General features: G+C 42.4%; 19 protein-coding genes. 3 read left to right on the top strand and 16 right to left on the bottom strand.

Features of this window, described 5'->3' with window-relative positions:
• Window positions 1–231: 231 nt before the first annotated feature.
• The 9 genes from KGF70_RS14830 to KGF70_RS14795 all read right to left on the bottom strand — a co-directional run bounded on the left by KGF70_RS14830 (window position 232) and on the right by KGF70_RS14795 (window position 6,381).
• Entirely contained in the window at window positions 232–327 is a 96-nt protein-coding gene (locus KGF70_RS14830; RefSeq protein WP_127519406.1) for a type I toxin-antitoxin system Fst family toxin, read from the bottom strand.
• A gap of 244 nt (window positions 328–571) precedes the next feature.
• Window positions 572–1,423 carry a DUF5677 domain-containing protein gene (locus KGF70_RS14825; protein ID WP_061468365.1) on the bottom strand — a complete coding sequence of 284 codons (852 nt, stop codon included), beginning with the start codon at window positions 1,421–1,423 and terminating at the stop codon, window positions 572–574.
• An 880-nt stretch (window positions 1,424–2,303) separates the two neighbouring features.
• Window positions 2,304–2,735 carry a hypothetical protein gene (locus KGF70_RS14820; RefSeq protein WP_216769292.1) on the bottom strand — a complete coding sequence of 144 codons (432 nt, stop codon included), beginning with the start codon at window positions 2,733–2,735 and terminating at the stop codon, window positions 2,304–2,306.
• 60 nt (window positions 2,736–2,795) lie between these two features.
• On the bottom strand, window positions 2,796–3,155 hold the full coding sequence (locus tag KGF70_RS14815; protein ID WP_216769294.1) for a hypothetical protein: 360 nt from the start codon (window positions 3,153–3,155) through the stop codon (window positions 2,796–2,798).
• Window positions 3,156–3,451: 296 nt separating this feature from the next.
• Window positions 3,452–5,083: a phage/plasmid primase, P4 family gene (locus KGF70_RS14810; protein ID WP_216769296.1), complete on the bottom strand. Its 1,632-nt coding sequence runs from the start codon at window positions 5,081–5,083 to the stop codon at window positions 3,452–3,454.
• Between the two features lie 19 nt (window positions 5,084–5,102).
• The gene (locus KGF70_RS14805) at window positions 5,103–5,396 is read right to left on the bottom strand and encodes a hypothetical protein (protein ID WP_061468368.1); all 294 of its coding nucleotides are present in this window, start codon (window positions 5,394–5,396) and stop codon (window positions 5,103–5,105) included.
• A gap of 302 nt (window positions 5,397–5,698) precedes the next feature.
• Window positions 5,699–5,827, bottom strand: a complete 129-nt coding sequence (locus KGF70_RS17675; RefSeq protein ID WP_277780120.1) for a hypothetical protein — start codon at window positions 5,825–5,827, stop codon at window positions 5,699–5,701.
• 45 nt (window positions 5,828–5,872) lie between these two features.
• The gene (locus KGF70_RS14800) at window positions 5,873–6,154 is read right to left on the bottom strand and encodes a helix-turn-helix domain-containing protein (RefSeq protein ID WP_253356990.1); all 282 of its coding nucleotides are present in this window, start codon (window positions 6,152–6,154) and stop codon (window positions 5,873–5,875) included.
• 44 nt (window positions 6,155–6,198) lie between these two features.
• Complete coding sequence (locus KGF70_RS14795; RefSeq protein ID WP_080488676.1) at window positions 6,199–6,381, bottom strand: hypothetical protein; 183 nt, start codon at window positions 6,379–6,381, stop codon at window positions 6,199–6,201.
• Between the two features lie 163 nt (window positions 6,382–6,544).
• On the opposite strand from KGF70_RS14795, the gene KGF70_RS14790 reads away from it, so the two are divergent.
• Genes KGF70_RS14790 through KGF70_RS14780 form a run of 3 tightly spaced genes read left to right on the top strand, consistent with a single transcriptional unit; the run spans window position 6,545 to window position 8,516 of the window.
• Complete coding sequence (locus KGF70_RS14790; RefSeq protein ID WP_216769297.1) at window positions 6,545–7,294, top strand: helix-turn-helix transcriptional regulator; 750 nt, start codon at window positions 6,545–6,547, stop codon at window positions 7,292–7,294.
• A 54-nt stretch (window positions 7,295–7,348) separates the two neighbouring features.
• Window positions 7,349–8,023, top strand: coding sequence for an Arm DNA-binding domain-containing protein (locus KGF70_RS14785; RefSeq protein WP_063205981.1), 675 nt, complete (start codon window positions 7,349–7,351; stop codon window positions 8,021–8,023).
• Complete coding sequence (locus tag KGF70_RS14780) at window positions 7,908–8,516, top strand: site-specific integrase (protein ID WP_367115013.1); 609 nt, start codon at window positions 7,908–7,910, stop codon at window positions 8,514–8,516. The genes KGF70_RS14785 and KGF70_RS14780 overlap by 116 nt, the downstream gene beginning before the upstream one ends.
• A gap of 301 nt (window positions 8,517–8,817) precedes the next feature.
• On the opposite strand, the gene KGF70_RS14775 is transcribed toward KGF70_RS14780, so the two are convergent.
• The 7 genes from KGF70_RS14775 to KGF70_RS14745 form a co-directional block, all read right to left on the bottom strand.
• On the bottom strand, window positions 8,818–9,378 hold the full coding sequence (locus KGF70_RS14775; protein WP_021338366.1) for an ECF transporter S component: 561 nt from the start codon (window positions 9,376–9,378) through the stop codon (window positions 8,818–8,820).
• A gap of 76 nt (window positions 9,379–9,454) precedes the next feature.
• A complete protein-coding gene (locus tag KGF70_RS14770) occupies window positions 9,455–9,772 on the bottom strand; it encodes a hypothetical protein (protein ID WP_021338367.1) in 318 nt (105 codons plus the stop codon).
• A 220-nt stretch (window positions 9,773–9,992) separates the two neighbouring features.
• On the bottom strand, window positions 9,993–11,192 hold the full coding sequence (locus tag KGF70_RS14765; protein ID WP_216769300.1) for an MFS transporter: 1,200 nt from the start codon (window positions 11,190–11,192) through the stop codon (window positions 9,993–9,995).
• 93 nt (window positions 11,193–11,285) lie between these two features.
• On the bottom strand, window positions 11,286–12,041 hold the full coding sequence (locus KGF70_RS14760; protein ID WP_003639270.1) for an NUDIX domain-containing protein: 756 nt from the start codon (window positions 12,039–12,041) through the stop codon (window positions 11,286–11,288).
• A gap of 61 nt (window positions 12,042–12,102) precedes the next feature.
• Window positions 12,103–12,267 carry a hypothetical protein gene (locus KGF70_RS14755; protein WP_003639271.1) on the bottom strand — a complete coding sequence of 55 codons (165 nt, stop codon included), beginning with the start codon at window positions 12,265–12,267 and terminating at the stop codon, window positions 12,103–12,105.
• 747 nt (window positions 12,268–13,014) lie between these two features.
• Window positions 13,015–13,872 carry an alpha/beta hydrolase gene (locus tag KGF70_RS14750; protein ID WP_253954882.1) on the bottom strand — a complete coding sequence of 286 codons (858 nt, stop codon included), beginning with the start codon at window positions 13,870–13,872 and terminating at the stop codon, window positions 13,015–13,017.
• Between the two features lie 59 nt (window positions 13,873–13,931).
• On the bottom strand, window positions 13,932–14,825 hold the full coding sequence (locus tag KGF70_RS14745; RefSeq protein ID WP_216769304.1) for a C40 family peptidase: 894 nt from the start codon (window positions 14,823–14,825) through the stop codon (window positions 13,932–13,934).
• Window positions 14,826–15,056 lie beyond the last annotated feature (231 nt).

Raw genomic sequence — 15,056 nt, 5'->3', positions numbered from 1 at the left:
CATTATATAAGCAGATGACTTTGGTTCTTTCAATCTGTTTAATTGCTTTATATCTTTTACTTATTTTATACTTTTTATCTTATTTATTGTATTTACATCTTTTACCAGATATAATGTAGTTGCGATTATAATTGAACATTAGAGACACCAATACCCCCAACTATGCCAGTAGTTGAGGGTATTTTTTACGCTTATGTACTAAACGGGTGTATTAAGCGTTGCCTAGCTTGCCTACTTTTTATCTTTATGATCTAACCACCTTGAAAACAAAGCAGTTAAAACAGCGACAATAAGCGGGGCGATTAGCGAATTGAACAATAGCGACACCTCCCATCCGTTACACGGTATAGGTAGGCAACTTCTATATTATCCAAGATTGTTACACTAATTGCAATAAAGCGTGTCACAACTGTTAGATATTGCCTCTTAGACATAATTGTTTAAGTTATTTTGGTATCAAATCAACACTGGCTGATCAAACGAATGAAATATTTCTGATTGATGGCATCCCGATTGGAAAATAATTTTCCCTATTTTTCTTATAGAATTGCATAAAGTTCATAACCAGCCGTTATAAATCCTTATTTCTTTGCTGCCGAAAGACTTCATTTTTCCAATTTTTTTCAATTAAATTAATTTGCAAAATAACATTTTGCTTATTATCAACACCAAGATAGTGTGAAATACTTTTTATAGCTGTTAATATCCAATAAACGCATTGCGTTTCAATTACATGTGGTTCCACAGAATGACTTATCGAAAACACCCCATCTTTAATAATTCCGTTACTAATAACATTTGCTCCATGAACATCCATAGAAGCATTAGCGTAAAATACTCTGTATTCATCTTCTCGGCCTAAATAGCAAAACAAATGATATATGCTCTTTAATGATCCATTTTGATTGAACCAATTTTTGATTTGATTTTTTCTTTCTTTACCAGTTACATCGACCAAATTAAAACATTGCTCATACATACTCTTGTAATACGTGATGTAACCATCTATATTGTCATAATTGGGATGATGTTGTTTTTCTATCACATACTTAAGTTGTAACCTTAACTCATCAGCATCTAGCCCGAACGGATGTTGATTAATTATAGCTTTAGCCTTTTTCCCACTCTGAACTTTATTATTAAAATAAAATGCCCTGCCACGTTGCCTTGCGTATTTGTGTGTACTTTCTAGAATATAATTTAAAGAAACACTGGACTCTAAGATCGATCGTTCTAATATGTTAATACCATCAATTTGTCTATTGTCTAAGAGAACCTCTATAGACTTAAACTTTTCGATCATGCCATCTAATATTAGGATCATTGCTATATGATGTAATCCCATCTTTCTATATTCACTGAAACTATTTAAAAAATATTTTTCGATAGCATCAAATTGATTAACCAACGGTGTAACTGTCATAAATATCAACGCCTCCAAGATAATTTAACTATACAAAATATTACACCAAATAAAAAACGAATTTTTTGTGAGATAGCAGCCCCCAATCTATTAACTAACAATACAGGTTTAAATACCGTCGTGTGTCTTGATGCCATTATTGCCCCCTTCTCAATTCATCTTGCAATCTAACGGACTACCGGTGTACATTATTGTGCCGACACCGATAGTTTAATAAAAATCTAACTTCTCGGTTGACATACTCATCCGCTTAATCCGAAACCCATTAGGGCAACCACTCTTTCCTTATCCGTTTAACGGATAACGCCTTTAAGATTAGCTAATATCGTGCTAAAAGTCAGTCAAGCAGATTGACTAGCTTTCAAATTATCCGCTATTATTCAGAACAATAGCGAAAACAGGTTATTCAAAATAACTCGTTTTTTTGATTTAAGGTTCTTTCCATGCACCTTAATATTAAACAAAACACATCCTTTGAAAAGATCTGTTTTAGAATTTTGATTGAACCCGTGGTCGTTCAAAACGACCTCAAGAACAAGTACTTGGAAAAGTCCTGTTTTCGTTCCCCAATTTTGGGGAGCCAACACAAGCAAATAAATGGCTGTTAAGCAACAGTTTGGATTGATTACTAACATTAGTGCTGGAGCTAATATGGGGCGATTTGGGAGCACTTGGGACAGTATTATCTCATGGTAAAACCCTATTAAGTCAATATTTAGTCCAACACCCCTCCCCCTCTTTAAAAATTAGTAACTAATTTACGGAATCGAGTACTACCCACCGGTTCCTATTTTAAAAATTTTTGTTTATTTTTGGTACCCCGGGGGTATAGAAAAACGGATGTTATCAATAGCACCCGCTTCAATAATAATTCACTCGCCTAGTTCCTCGCTGGTTTATAGTCTGCTGGCAACGTGATCAAATCCATTCCTTTATCATACCAACGGCTAACGGTACGTGGCGACATGTACAACTCTGCTCCAATATCTTTCAATGATGCATCATCAATAAACCTTAGCTCTAAGACTGCGGATGCGTGGGGTTCCAGTAGATTATCAATACAATTTAGAATCTCGCTCTTAATCGGCTGTGCTTCCGCCCGCAATGATTGAACCCGCATCATTAGTTCATCATACCTAGCCATATCATCATCTAACGAATAACGCCGGGTTCCTCGTGGCATTCCGTTGAGCTGTGGACTATGGACACCTTCCATACGCTTCTCTAATTCGTTGAGTCGCTCGCCTAGTCGTTTAATCTGTCTGGCATAAGGTAAATACCGTACCATAAACCCCCGCTTTACTTGATCCATTTAAGCACCCTCTCCATACCAATTAAAAGAAGCCACCCATTGCGGATATCTCCATAGTGGTTATTTCACCGCTGACTTTTCGACCGTGAATACAACCGGGACCCAATGGGGATGCTTATACTCCCGGTCAGTCTTAGCCACTGGCATACTTGGTACCACACCATCAATTAAATAAATCATTGGTGAACTGGCCTGCATGGTCACGCCCGGCCGTGTAACCACGTTATCAAATATCTTTAATGCATCCGCTGACCAATCAAACCAGAATGACAAGTTTCTTTGACCTTGTACCCCAATTTCTAGGCCACCATGGTAATCATAATTACACCGGTCAAACAGTCTTTCTAACTCAACAAAGCTAGTAGCATCATGCTCACGGATATAGTTGTACATCTCTTCTTCAATTTGTTTAGGGTTCATTGATCGTTATTCCTTTCGATTTATGAATAGTTCCAAAAAAGCATGGAACAGTGTTCCGGCAATCTAATTACTGTATCCCTTATGGCGCAAGGGATTACGCCACTGCTCCAAATGTTCCATAAAATTCCTACACTGCTCTACGCACAGTACACACACCTATCCCCCTTCTATTTACTATTTTATTTATTTAAAGTTAATATATATTGGAACAGTTGGAACATTGTTGTTATACCAACATTTATAGTGTTTTTAGCTGGAACAAACTTGGAACATTATTGGAACTAGCTGGAACAATACTATTTTTCAAATGATTTATAATAATCAGCGTCATCAGGTTTCAAATATTCCTTAAGTAGTTTCAATCCGATGTATCGCCATATACTATTCTTGTCGGCGCCGTACCCTTTACGCCGTTTAGCTTTAACCACACCGTATCTTTTTAAGTTATTTCTTATTGTGGCTGATGTCGTTTTTTCAGAATAATTATTTTCTCGGCAAAATGCCGTATATTCGGCGGTTACTCTCGTAACAGATTCGCCAGCGTCTGAACTGGTATCAATCTCACAACCCTCTTGAATAAATTGACCAAAGTGGTCATTTAATTCAATCCACTCATTGCGATCACGTTTCATTTGTGCCGTTTCAGTCATTTTTCTTCGGCGCAACGCTCTTCTAAAAGCTATAATACATTGGTAAACAAACGCTTCACGTTCCTCTTTAACCTTTTTCATATCATGCTTATTCCAGAAATCCTTGTTATCAGTTCTAGTATTACCATTGATAAATGGGATCACTACCATCCGTTCACGGATGCCGTTGGTCGTATCTGAAAAGCTTGGCAACTCATTAGCACTAAAAATCAGCTTAGCATAATTAACAAAGGTAAAATTTTGAGTTCCTTTATATTCGGCATCCATGGGATCACCACCACTTAGTTTTTTTAGAATAGCTGTATTGGCTAAATACCCTTTATCAATATCAGCCACAATATTCATTTCATGGTTATATAATTGAGCAGTTTTAAAACGATTCTGATTTCCTGCCAATTCTTCGGGTGGTACGGCTGAATAATTTCCATCACCGAATATTGTCATGGCTAACAAGTCAATTAAAAATGTGGATTTACCTTCCCCACCGCTTCCATAAAAGAAAACAATTTTTTGAAACGGTTGATAGCTATGATAAAATCCATATCCAATAAATTCTTTAACAAAAGTATCGGCATCACCAACCATCGCCCTCAAAAGCTTATCCGTGTTGGGAGTGGCTTTGTTACTCGTATCTAGATTGTAATCATGACCATTTACTAAATAGTTTTCTGGTCTGCTCTTCTCAAGCTTGCCAGTATCAAAATTAAAAGTACCGTTCTCAAATGCAACTAGGTTAGGCTTGCTGTGGTCAAAAGGGTTAACAATCTGATCAGTGTTTAACATCTTTCTTAGGACGTATTTTTGAACGCTGGTTACGTCCCTATCTGAATACACGCCCCACCGTCTTACAACATGAGTTAACCGACTACCCACATACTTAAACGCTTCATTATTTTTGAATAATCGCCACACACCCAACTTTGGTTGGTACATTGCTCCGCTTTCAACTGCCGGGAAGCTAATCAAGTGATCATTTTTAATTAATGCATCTCCTAGGCGAACCACGTCAATTTTATATTTAATCGTTGGTAGTGGCTTGTCTCCTTTTTCCTTTGTATAATAGACATGTAGCCATGATGGCGTTCGGTCGTTTATCGTGTCATTAAATTTTTGCAGTTTATCCGGTGTTTGTATAGTTGCAGCGTCTGGCTTATCCATAGCATTTACATAAATTGGTTGATGGCCTTCGTTAACTTCATCCTTTTTGACGGATGGTAGTAATTGGTTCAATTTATCGGATGATTTTTTTAACCGCTCATCTATATCTTTCTCACTCACAGGGCAACACCCTCTTTCTTTAAAGTTTGCTTCCCGCATATTTTGAAGTTAACCGGTCGTTCTCTTTATAACAATCCGTTAACATCCGCTGACTTACTGTAATCAATGTCAATAATTGCTTACGAACATGTAAGGCTTCAATGGCCACTGCATTAATATTCGTGTCGGATGCATCCCGGTCATATTGGTTCACCAAATCCGCAAAATTTTCGGCAAGGTCTTGGGCGGTGTCTAGCAATTGTACGGCGTCATAAACTACCCCATTGTTCTCTTCAAAATCGTATGGAAAGTTATTATTATCAGTTTTAGTCATTGCCTATTTTCTCCTTTTAAAATCAGTGATAAACTAAAACCTGTCTAGGGGTTCTAGTTCTTAGTCCTTGCGTGCGTCCACACGTTAAGGGCTTTTTTGTTTGCTTAAATTTACGGATTGAATATTGCTTCAATTGCATCAGACGATTGTTTATTCGTGGCTACGGCGTCCGCTACCGCTTTGTATTGATGGTTAACTAAGTAATCGCAATCCATTAATAACAAGCTGTAATCATGCACCAAGTCCGCCAGTTCGTCCGTGGTCAGCCGTTGCATTGGATCATACTTAGTCCGGTTCTTTAGTTAATCGCTGACCTTTTCAAAATCAGTCTTAGTGAAACTTAAATCTAAACCGCTTTGCCATAATTTCATTTGTGAACCGGCCAGCGCTAACATTTCATCATTGGTCATTACTAACGCTACTTTATACATCCGTGAAACCTCCTTTTATTAATCGCCTTGCCCGCCAGCATGGATTTATTTAATTTGTCCGTTGTGATTAATAAACTTGTCGATGTCCTCCACTGCATACAGGGTCACGCCCTCAATAATGTGGCATGGTAACCCCTGTTTAGTCCATTCGTTGAACGTTCCAGAGCTAACGCCAGCATACTTACTAGCCACGTTCTTGCGTAGCCATTTCATATTGATACCAGCATCCCGCTTAACATTCGCCACCGTATCAGAAACCAATGTATAAACGTAGTCCCGTAACGCTTGGTCTTGTTCGTCTGGTAAGATCACTTGAATTTTATTCATTGCAGTACCTCCTTCAAAGTAATATTTCTACAGTCTGCAAAGTCTTAATTAGAAATCTTTACTTTAAGGCTATTAATTGCCTCTTCCACTCTCTTTTTTCTTTCATCCGTCAGCGGAGTTCTTAACCAAACAGATAATCTCCCATCGCTTATACCGATTTGGTTCGCAACTTCCCAGTGAAGTAATCGATAATGTTTCATTTTTTCTCTAATATCCTTATTACTCATAATTTTTCACTCCTTATGTTTTTATAGAATACAGATGTAGGAACAATGAACACTACTAGTTCACAAAAATGATTATAACTGCTGTCCTATATAAAAGCAACAACAACGCTTGATGTTCTCTATAAAAACATATATGATATGGAGTATACGAGGAGGAAACCACATGCATTCAAGAATTCCTAAATTAATGGCAGATCATAAGATGTCCGTTTATGAACTAAGCAAAATTACTGGTTTATCTCGGACTACTATTACTCCATTAGCAAATTCAGAAGATGTTTCACCAAAGACTAGAATTGAAACCCTGCAAAAAATAGCACAAGCATTTAACACTAGTGTCTTACGCCTAATTTATGACGATTTAAAAATTCAATTAGTTTCAGACCTTGAGTTAGATGACGGGGATAAATCTACCGTTAATCCAATTCTATTTAAGCTAAAGTATGAAAGTGAAACCAAAATCGGCCATTTCATCATTTTGGGGCATACTACACCCGCTTTTTTTTCTGGTATTCCATCAAATAAAGACGCTGAAAATTATCTCGATATTTTTGCCAGTCTTATGGTCGGAACGATGCAATCAAGATTATTCTTATCGCTTAGCTTAACTAGTTCCGCAGAGTTACTAAACACGTATGTACCCACTTATGAAAAAGCAAAGGATTTCATTCAATCCGATGATTTACTCAACAGTGACGATGATTTCGTTTCTACATTTACAACGAATGAGATTGAGAATACCATCCATACAATTGTTACCGGTTATGAGATGCAACATAAAACTACCTTCTCTCAAGTAATTTGGGATACACAGGTTCATGCAATTCCAATCATTGACGATAACAATAAAGAACGCATCATTTTCAGCAACACCGCAAACGAAGGAAAACCAATTTATCATGATTTAAATTAATCCCCCCCTCTACATACCAACGCCCGCCAGCATGGTATGAAAGGATAATAGCTTATGGCTAACATTAAGCAGTACACTAAAACGGATGGTACATCCGCTTGGAAATTCAATGTTTATTTGGGTGTTGACCCATTGACTGGTAAGGAAACCCGCACCAATCGTCAAGGCTTCCACACGAAAAAAGAAGCCCAGCTCGAACTAGCCAGACTTCAAATTGAGTTTGATAAACACGGTAAGAAGACGCACGTTAACCGCACCTACGAGGACGTTTACAGTGCTTGGATAGATGAGTACCGCAATACGGTCAAGGAAAGCACCTACGTTAAAACAGTTGGCTATTTTAAGCACCATATTTTACCGGCATTCGGTGCTTACCGGATTGATAAAATCACCGTGGACTATTGCCAAAAGATTGTTAATAACTGGTTCAAAGTATTCAAAAAATACCAGTCAGTCATGAACTATGCATCACTAGTGTTCAAGTATGCCGTTAAACATGGCATGATTGACCGAAACCCGGTTGACTTAATTACGTACCCTCGCCGTGAAGCTGTTATCGGTGCGAATGAACATGAAAACTTCTACGATAAAAAAGAATTGCGGATGTTCCTTAGTGCTCTTGATCAAGAAGACGCCGAACACGGAAATTACAAGGCTGATACCCTATTCCGGGTGCTGGCATTCACTGGAATACGTAAAGGGGGAGGCGCTCGCCCTAACGTGGGATGATATTGATTTTCAGCAGCGTACCATCACAATCAATAAGGGATTAACACGAGGCGAACACGCTCGCTTGTACGTCCAGACGCCTAAAACGAAAAACTCTAACCGCATTATCGATATAGACGACAACACAATTAAAGTTTTTAAGCAGTGGCAAATCCGCCAGCGCCAAGAATTATTCATGTTTGGTTATAACGTCAACGACAACGAACAACCGCAATTAATTTTCTGTAACAACAAGAATGAGTATCTTTCTCCGTCACGGCTCAGAACATGGCTCGTCCATATTATTAAGAAGTATCACTTAAAATATATCACAGTCCATGGATTCCGCCACACGCACGCTTCAATTCTCTTTGAGGCGGGTGCATCATTGAAACAGGTTCAGGAACGACTAGGCCACTCCGACATTAAAACGACTATGAACGTGTATGCTCACGTCTCAAAGCACGCTAAAAAAGATACCGTTGATAAGTTTATGAAATACCTTGATTTATGATAACCCGTAACAAATCTCGTAACAAACAACACATAATTAGCCAGCAACAAGGCTTAATATGTTGATATAATAACATCCGTCAGTATAGGGGTTCGATACTCGCCATCTCCATTAATGATTTTCAGGGTGGTGTAACAAGCTCCAGAACACTTGTTATATCGGTATTCATCAAAGCTATCTTAAACGGATAGCTTTTTTATTTGGCTTTGATTGCTCCACTATGGCAACTATAGTGGGGTTTTGGTACTCAAAAAAATCGCCATAACAGCAGCTGCCATTACGACGATTTCCAAATTCTGAATTATAAACTACCCAATCGGCGGCGATTGAAGCCCACCTGAGTGAGGATCCGATACAGCAATGGGACAAGGACCACACACGCCACCGCATTGATTGTCGCCGCTAGTAAGCTCGTAAACGACCCAATCATCGCAACTTTTAGTGTGGTTCCGACCATTAGCGCCTCGATAACACCGGTACACCAAGACGTGATGATCTTAGTCAATCCTGCCACAAACGAAACCCAGTAGAGCTTGGCCAAGCTGTGTTCCGTGTAGCCAATTGACTTGAAGCTTAAGTTGACCATTGCGGCCAGGATAATCGCTTCAATCACAGTTAACCAGGCTGTCGCCGCATAACCGTTCAAAATATCGAATAAGCCCAGTCCAATGGCCCCAGCTGCGGCTCCGTAGCCGAAGCCTAGTAACATCACGGCCAGAACCGTTAAAATATTGCCAAAGTGAATAAATGGCCGCCCGACGATTGCCGGTAACGGAATTCTTAAGACACTGATTCCAATGAAAATAATTGCGGCAAAAAGTCCGGTAAAGACTAACTTCTTTAAGTGTTCAGACCGACCCATTCATTGACCCTCCATTCTTACACATTATTTTATCATCTAATTTTAATACAAAATTGGACTGAATGATAGTCCTAATTTATTGAGGGCGTCTGGGCATCGCAATAATCGTGGCCTTGCTCGTCTTAGTTGCGCTGATTTGATAGGCCACTGCTAATAAATCATACGCTGCCCGTGGCATATCATAGTCATGGCACAGCAAATAGTAGCCCAGGTCGACGCCAATCTGGTGTGCGACCGCCACAGGATCACCGCTCTGATTAAGACGTTGCTGTGCCCGGGCTACTAACCGGGCCAAGACCACATTACTGCGAACGTCAATTGTCATACTTGCAAGTGCTAATTGCGCTGCCAACCGCTCCCTGGGTTGGCTTGCGCGTGCTTTTGCCTTCGCCATCTTCCTCAACTCCTCATTGTTATCATAGGAGTTTCGCTTCGGCTTGGCAACGAATGACACCCTCAAAACCGCGTCATGACAACCCTCAGTTACATTTCACAAAATAATTTATGTTCAAATTTCATTCCTAATCCAAGCAATTCGCGGTGCTGATTCAACTTGAATCAATACGTCAGTTTAGTTTACGAATTAATTTATGTTCACACCGACGCGTCGAACACTAGGCATCCTGGTCGGTAAGTCCCCAAATCAACACGACGATTCCAACGATCAAGACACCGACAAAAACCATGAAGATGGCTGGAATCGTGAAACCAATCGTCATCAAGGCACCAATCAGGAATGGGCCAATCGTTGCGCCAATTCGGCCGATCGACTGTGCACTTCCCATTCCCATCCCACGAATATCGGCTGGAAACTGCCCAGGCGTAAAGGCAATCATGATGCCCCACGCACCAAGGGTGAAGAATGAGAGCCAGGCGCCGCTAATAATGATCATCGTTGGATTATTGGCTAATCCGAAAGCAGCGGCACTAACCATTGTGCCAATCAAATAGGTCGTTAAAACGGCTTTACGAGACACAACACCAATCAACCATGCGGCCAGGTAGTAGCCCGGTAATTGGGCCAAACTCATTAGTAGCGTATAACCAAAGCCGTGTACCAATGAAAACCCGCGTAATACAAGCACACTTGGTAGCCATAAAAACATTCCGTAATAGGTGAACATAATGACGAACCATAGTACGCTGAGGCAGATGGTCGCCCGCCGATGTGTTGGTGACCAAACTCGCCGCAGGGCTTCCCCGAAAGCGACTCGCTCAACCGAGGGCGCCCCTGCTTCGGTCGTTTCCGCTGGTAAATGCCGCCGCAATCCTAACGCGTATAAGCCCATCAACGCAGTGATCAGAACAGTCAAACGCCAGCCAATCATCGGCATCACTATGAAAGATAGCAGTGACGCCGCAATCCAACCGATCGCCCAGAAGCTATCCACTAGCACTAACATCCGCGACCGTTGGGTACCACGATAATGGTCCGCAATCGTCGTGGCGGCAACTGGCAGCTCGCCACCCAGCCCGATACCCGTGATTAAGCGTACCGCGATAAACCACCCGACACTGGGCGTCACCGTCAATAATAGATTACCGATTGAAAATAATAGCAAGGTCCCAATCAAGACTGGTTTACGACCGAACTTGTCGGCTAAATAGCCACACCCCAAGGCCCCAATCATCATCCCCAATGATGTCACGGCGCTGACGGCCCCCAGTTGACCCGCTGTTAAATGCCAGCTTTGTTTGATGACTGGCATGATAAATGATAGTAATGCAACGTCGAGTGCATCGAACAGCCACGCCGTTCCAATCACCCATAGCAACTTATGACTCGCCAGTTGCTTGACACTTACTGTATTCATTAGACTTCTCCCCCATAGACCTAACCCGTTACCGGTTTTAGGTATTTTTTACCTTTAAAGGTGGTATAAAGGCATCACACCAATCAAACGGTGTCAACCGACTGATTTGAGGCGATACACTTTGGCAGGCCGTCCAGATGAATGGGACTGGGCCGTTCCCGCCTCCACAAAGAGATGCGCATGGGTCTTACGAAAATTGGAATTGTCGATCGTCGTCACGGGACGGCGCCACAAAATCGCGTAGACCTCTCGCGCTTGCTTGAGTGTAAAATGCGAACCGAGCACCAGTAAGATGGTCGGCGCATAATCTAGGCGATTGCGCACCCGTTGTAGCGCCGTCTTAATGATCAACGCATGGTCAGCAGTCAACGACGGCACTGGCGGGGTTTGTTGATAAAATTCCGCAGCACTCACAGCATCCGCCACACCTTTAAACGTCAACTCACCGGCCACCAAATCATCGCGATCTTGCCGCGGTGTCACCGCAAACCACCGGACATCCCGCGCGCCATAGCCGGGAACAAGTTGCGGTTTGACTGGCAAATAGACCATGTAAGTCAATGCCAAGGACCGCTCGTCTGGTACCCGCGCCACCGCAGTAAACGTTCCCAATTGTTCGGTATGGAATTGGGCCAATTGGACGCCCAGCTTCTCACGAACTAAGCGCAATGCCGCGGCATCCGCACTCTCGTCAGCACGTAAATAAGTCGTCGGCAAGCCCCAAGTTTCCTTAAAGGGTGCGTGATTACGCTGCAGCAGTAAAATCAGCAACTGCTTGGTCACGGGATCAAAACTCCAAATAATATTTGTAATACTGATTAGCGGTCGATTACTAACTGGCTGCGTCATGGTCAACTTCCTCCCACAAAAACGGCCACTAGCAAATGCCGTGGCCGTAACGTTCATTATTTTAGTTAATGGCTTGCAACGCTTGAACGGTCCAGCCATTGATGGCGGACTTTTCAATAATTGCCTTTTTAATTTCCCAGACATCCGCCTTGATATAACGGTGTCGGGCGGTCATCAGTGGTATATCAGTGTAAACCTCTTGACCGCGATTAATGGTAACTCGCATTAAATTACATCCTTTCCTAATGCTCAGGAAATTTGTAAATAATTCTAATACTAAATACTGGGGCAAGTACGTGATACTAAAAATTAATTTATTCAAAGTCTGAGATAATTTAGTTCGACGTCGTGAAATCCCCCGAACCAGTAATTAACTTTAACATACCCCGCTGTGAATCGCTAACAGAACGACCGCGTTTTGAATTATTTTAAACTTCTTTAGCAAATGAAGGCGTTTACATTGCCTTGAATTCACAATGGCCTTACACTGAAGGTAACTTGATAACGGGAGGTTTTTACATGCGCAATTATAAATATGCAGTATACGGCGGCATCACTATCGTTTATTTAATTGCTTTATATGCATTGTATCACCTTATTCGACTGGCTTATATTCTCTTCTTGTTGTGACCCTGATCCAGTCATAGTCGATCGTTGCTAGTCGCTTGGCGATAAATCTGGACTGACGCCAGTTACGCTTCATCCAGATTTCATCAAAAAAATGACCGTTTCAAGAATGGACAACCCGTTCTTGAAGCGGTCGTTTTGTGACGAGACGCGCTATTTAGACAGCCTAATCTAAAACTGACGACCATTCCGTAATGTAAGAATGACCGTCAGTTTTTTAGGTGATTGCATGAATCACTTTGTTCAGTATCTTTATCCATGGCGCGTTAAGTGACCTGCCTAAGTATGAGCTGTAAGTCCCAACGATGTGAGCCCCAATCAAGGCTTACTCAGACAACTGCCACCATCACCGATGCCACAAGTAACGGTCAACGGCTAAGGCAACGTGTGCGTTTTCGTGAAGCTGACTGTGTTGGGCGTGTTTACCATAAAAGTCTTTTTCAGTATAGTCAACACTTCGGCCCCGTAGTAAATACTTGATTGAGCGGGCCGATACGTTGGTGACCAAGCTATCCGAGTGGCTGCCGTCATTCAGCGTGCCAACAATATTGAGTAAGTGCACGTGGGTTGGGAAGTTGGTCCGTTTGGCCGCCAGCAACTCATACGCCGCGTACAAGTATTTCGGTTGTCCAGAAGCTAAGAATGAATTCTGATTGGCGACATCATCTTCGCCAACCACGCCATCAAACGGCCCAGCGATCGTGACTAATTTGTTGATGCTGGGAAAATCCGCCGTTTGCTGGGTCATGAGCATATTGACGCTAGCGACACACCCCGCCGAATGGGCAACGATATTATATTGCTTAAAGGCATGCTGTTGCTGAACCGTCGTGATGACCTTGGCTAACCAGGCACTCTGCTGATCGTACTGTGCCAGATTATTCTTGAACACGACCTGAATAATGGGATTGCGAACATGCCCCTGCCACTTACCCGTCAGCGTGACGGTGCCACTAGTACTGACGGTCGCGACGAGGACTTTATGCGCATGAGCCGTCTTCTCAGCATGCTTGATCAACGTATTGGTCGATTTCGCACTCCCTTGAAACCCATGGACATAAAACGTCGGGGTCGTACTATCAATGTAGGCTGACACCCGTTTTTGACTTGTGGACTGACGCGACTTAGTGTTCGTTTGTTTCGCTTGACTAGTACAGCCCGCCAGGCCAAAGACTAACAACAACGTCAGTAGCCACCATTTCATTTGTTTCACTTTGTTCGCCTCATCAATTGTTTATTTAACCAAATTTACGCCAGAACCGACTACCAATTCCGCTTGATTGCCACTAATTCATCCTGGAGGTACGTCGTTGCTAGTCGCAAGTAAGTGACGTGCTTTCCCGGTGTTGGCGCGTGCAAGATCCAGCCGTCACCCGCATACAGTGCGACGTGGTGGACCGCACCCTGCCCGTGATCATGGGCAAAGAAGCACAGATCACCTGGCTGCGCGGCTTCCCGTTCAACGGCGACGCCCTTATCAATCTGGTCCTGCGCATCCCGCGGCAATTGAATACCAACACAGCGATGCAGACTGTACACGAAGCCTGAACAGTCAAAACCATACGCGCTGATACCGCCCCACAAATAGCGTAAATCTAGGAATGTTTCGCCTAATCGAACTAGGGTCGCACCACGGGTCAAATTCGCGGTTTTGAAACCGAACTGAGTCGCTCGTTTGGCAACTTTAGCAACTCCAAGTGGCGTCTGAACCGTGTAATAACGGTGGTCCTTACTACCAATCACTGGTAATTCTGTCCCCAAACTCAGCCGTAGTAACGTCCGACCATCCGCTTTCAGTAGCGGTGTAAATCCACGGCGAATCGTTACTGTTGGCCCAGTCTGAATCGGCAACGGGACCGTCGACAATTGTGCGGCCCAGATCCAGCCCGGATAACCCTGTAAATGATGGTCATCACGCTGACTCGCAACGTAGCCATACGCCCAGCCATCGACAAAACGTTCAACTAAGAAGACATCATTAAAGAGTGCCTGTGTGACAATCCGGTTCTCACGTTCTAACTTCACCGTCTCCGCGTCACTAAGCTGTGCCAACCAGGCTTGCAGGCCCGCGTTAGCAATCGCCGACGTATCGATTGGTAACGTCCGCGGTTGGCGCCACACATTGGCAACCGCCGCCATAATTCGCGTTGTTTGCAGCTTCATCTTTTGTCACCCCATTTTTGATCATTCTATGTTTCATCATCCTATTTTTTCTCAGTGTACCACATCCGACTACCAGCGTCTTGAGCGATTACTTAACCTTATAAAGATTTTTATCGCTAACAGCGGCACCCATTATCAATGGTTAACTTCACTGGCAGTTATTACCGGTAAACCACGTTAAGAAGCTATCCTTTCTGTAAAAAGTTCACCGTAAATATTAAAAAC

Source organism: Lactiplantibacillus sp. 7.2.4, from assembly GCF_018991185.1.
Lineage (GTDB): Bacteria > Bacillota > Bacilli > Lactobacillales > Lactobacillaceae > Lactiplantibacillus > Lactiplantibacillus pentosus.
Note: the sequence above shows the minus strand (reverse complement) of the source record. Positions and strands in the feature narration are given on the sequence as shown.

Excerpts from the sequence above, each read along its gene's own strand:
- KGF70_RS14750 (WP_253954882.1), bottom strand. The coding sequence starts at position 13,872 with ATGAAATGGTGGCTACTGACGTTGTTGTTAGTCTTTGGCCTGGCGGGC.
- KGF70_RS14820 (WP_216769292.1), bottom strand. The coding sequence starts at position 2,735 with ATGGATCAAGTAAAGCGGGGGTTTATGGTACGGTATTTACCTTATGCC.
- KGF70_RS14765 (WP_216769300.1), bottom strand. The coding sequence starts at position 11,192 with ATGAATACAGTAAGTGTCAAGCAACTGGCGAGTCATAAGTTGCTATGG.
- KGF70_RS14770 (WP_021338367.1), bottom strand. The coding sequence starts at position 9,772 with ATGGCGAAGGCAAAAGCACGCGCAAGCCAACCCAGGGAGCGGTTGGCA.
- KGF70_RS14795 (WP_080488676.1), bottom strand. The coding sequence starts at position 6,381 with ATGAGTAATAAGGATATTAGAGAAAAAATGAAACATTATCGATTACTT.
- KGF70_RS14815 (WP_216769294.1), bottom strand. The coding sequence starts at position 3,155 with ATGAACCCTAAACAAATTGAAGAAGAGATGTACAACTATATCCGTGAG.
- KGF70_RS14825 (WP_061468365.1), bottom strand. The coding sequence starts at position 1,423 with ATGACAGTTACACCGTTGGTTAATCAATTTGATGCTATCGAAAAATAT.
- KGF70_RS14775 (WP_021338366.1), bottom strand. The coding sequence starts at position 9,378 with ATGGGTCGGTCTGAACACTTAAAGAAGTTAGTCTTTACCGGACTTTTT.
- KGF70_RS14790 (WP_216769297.1), top strand. The coding sequence starts at position 6,545 with ATGCATTCAAGAATTCCTAAATTAATGGCAGATCATAAGATGTCCGTT.
- KGF70_RS14760 (WP_003639270.1), bottom strand. The coding sequence starts at position 12,041 with ATGACGCAGCCAGTTAGTAATCGACCGCTAATCAGTATTACAAATATT.
- KGF70_RS14755 (WP_003639271.1), bottom strand. The coding sequence starts at position 12,267 with ATGCGAGTTACCATTAATCGCGGTCAAGAGGTTTACACTGATATACCA.
- KGF70_RS14785 (WP_063205981.1), top strand. The coding sequence starts at position 7,349 with ATGGCTAACATTAAGCAGTACACTAAAACGGATGGTACATCCGCTTGG.
- KGF70_RS14800 (WP_253356990.1), bottom strand. The coding sequence starts at position 6,154 with ATGAATAAAATTCAAGTGATCTTACCAGACGAACAAGACCAAGCGTTA.
- KGF70_RS14805 (WP_061468368.1), bottom strand. The coding sequence starts at position 5,396 with ATGACTAAAACTGATAATAATAACTTTCCATACGATTTTGAAGAGAAC.
- KGF70_RS17675 (WP_277780120.1), bottom strand. The coding sequence starts at position 5,827 with ATGTATAAAGTAGCGTTAGTAATGACCAATGATGAAATGTTAGCGCTG.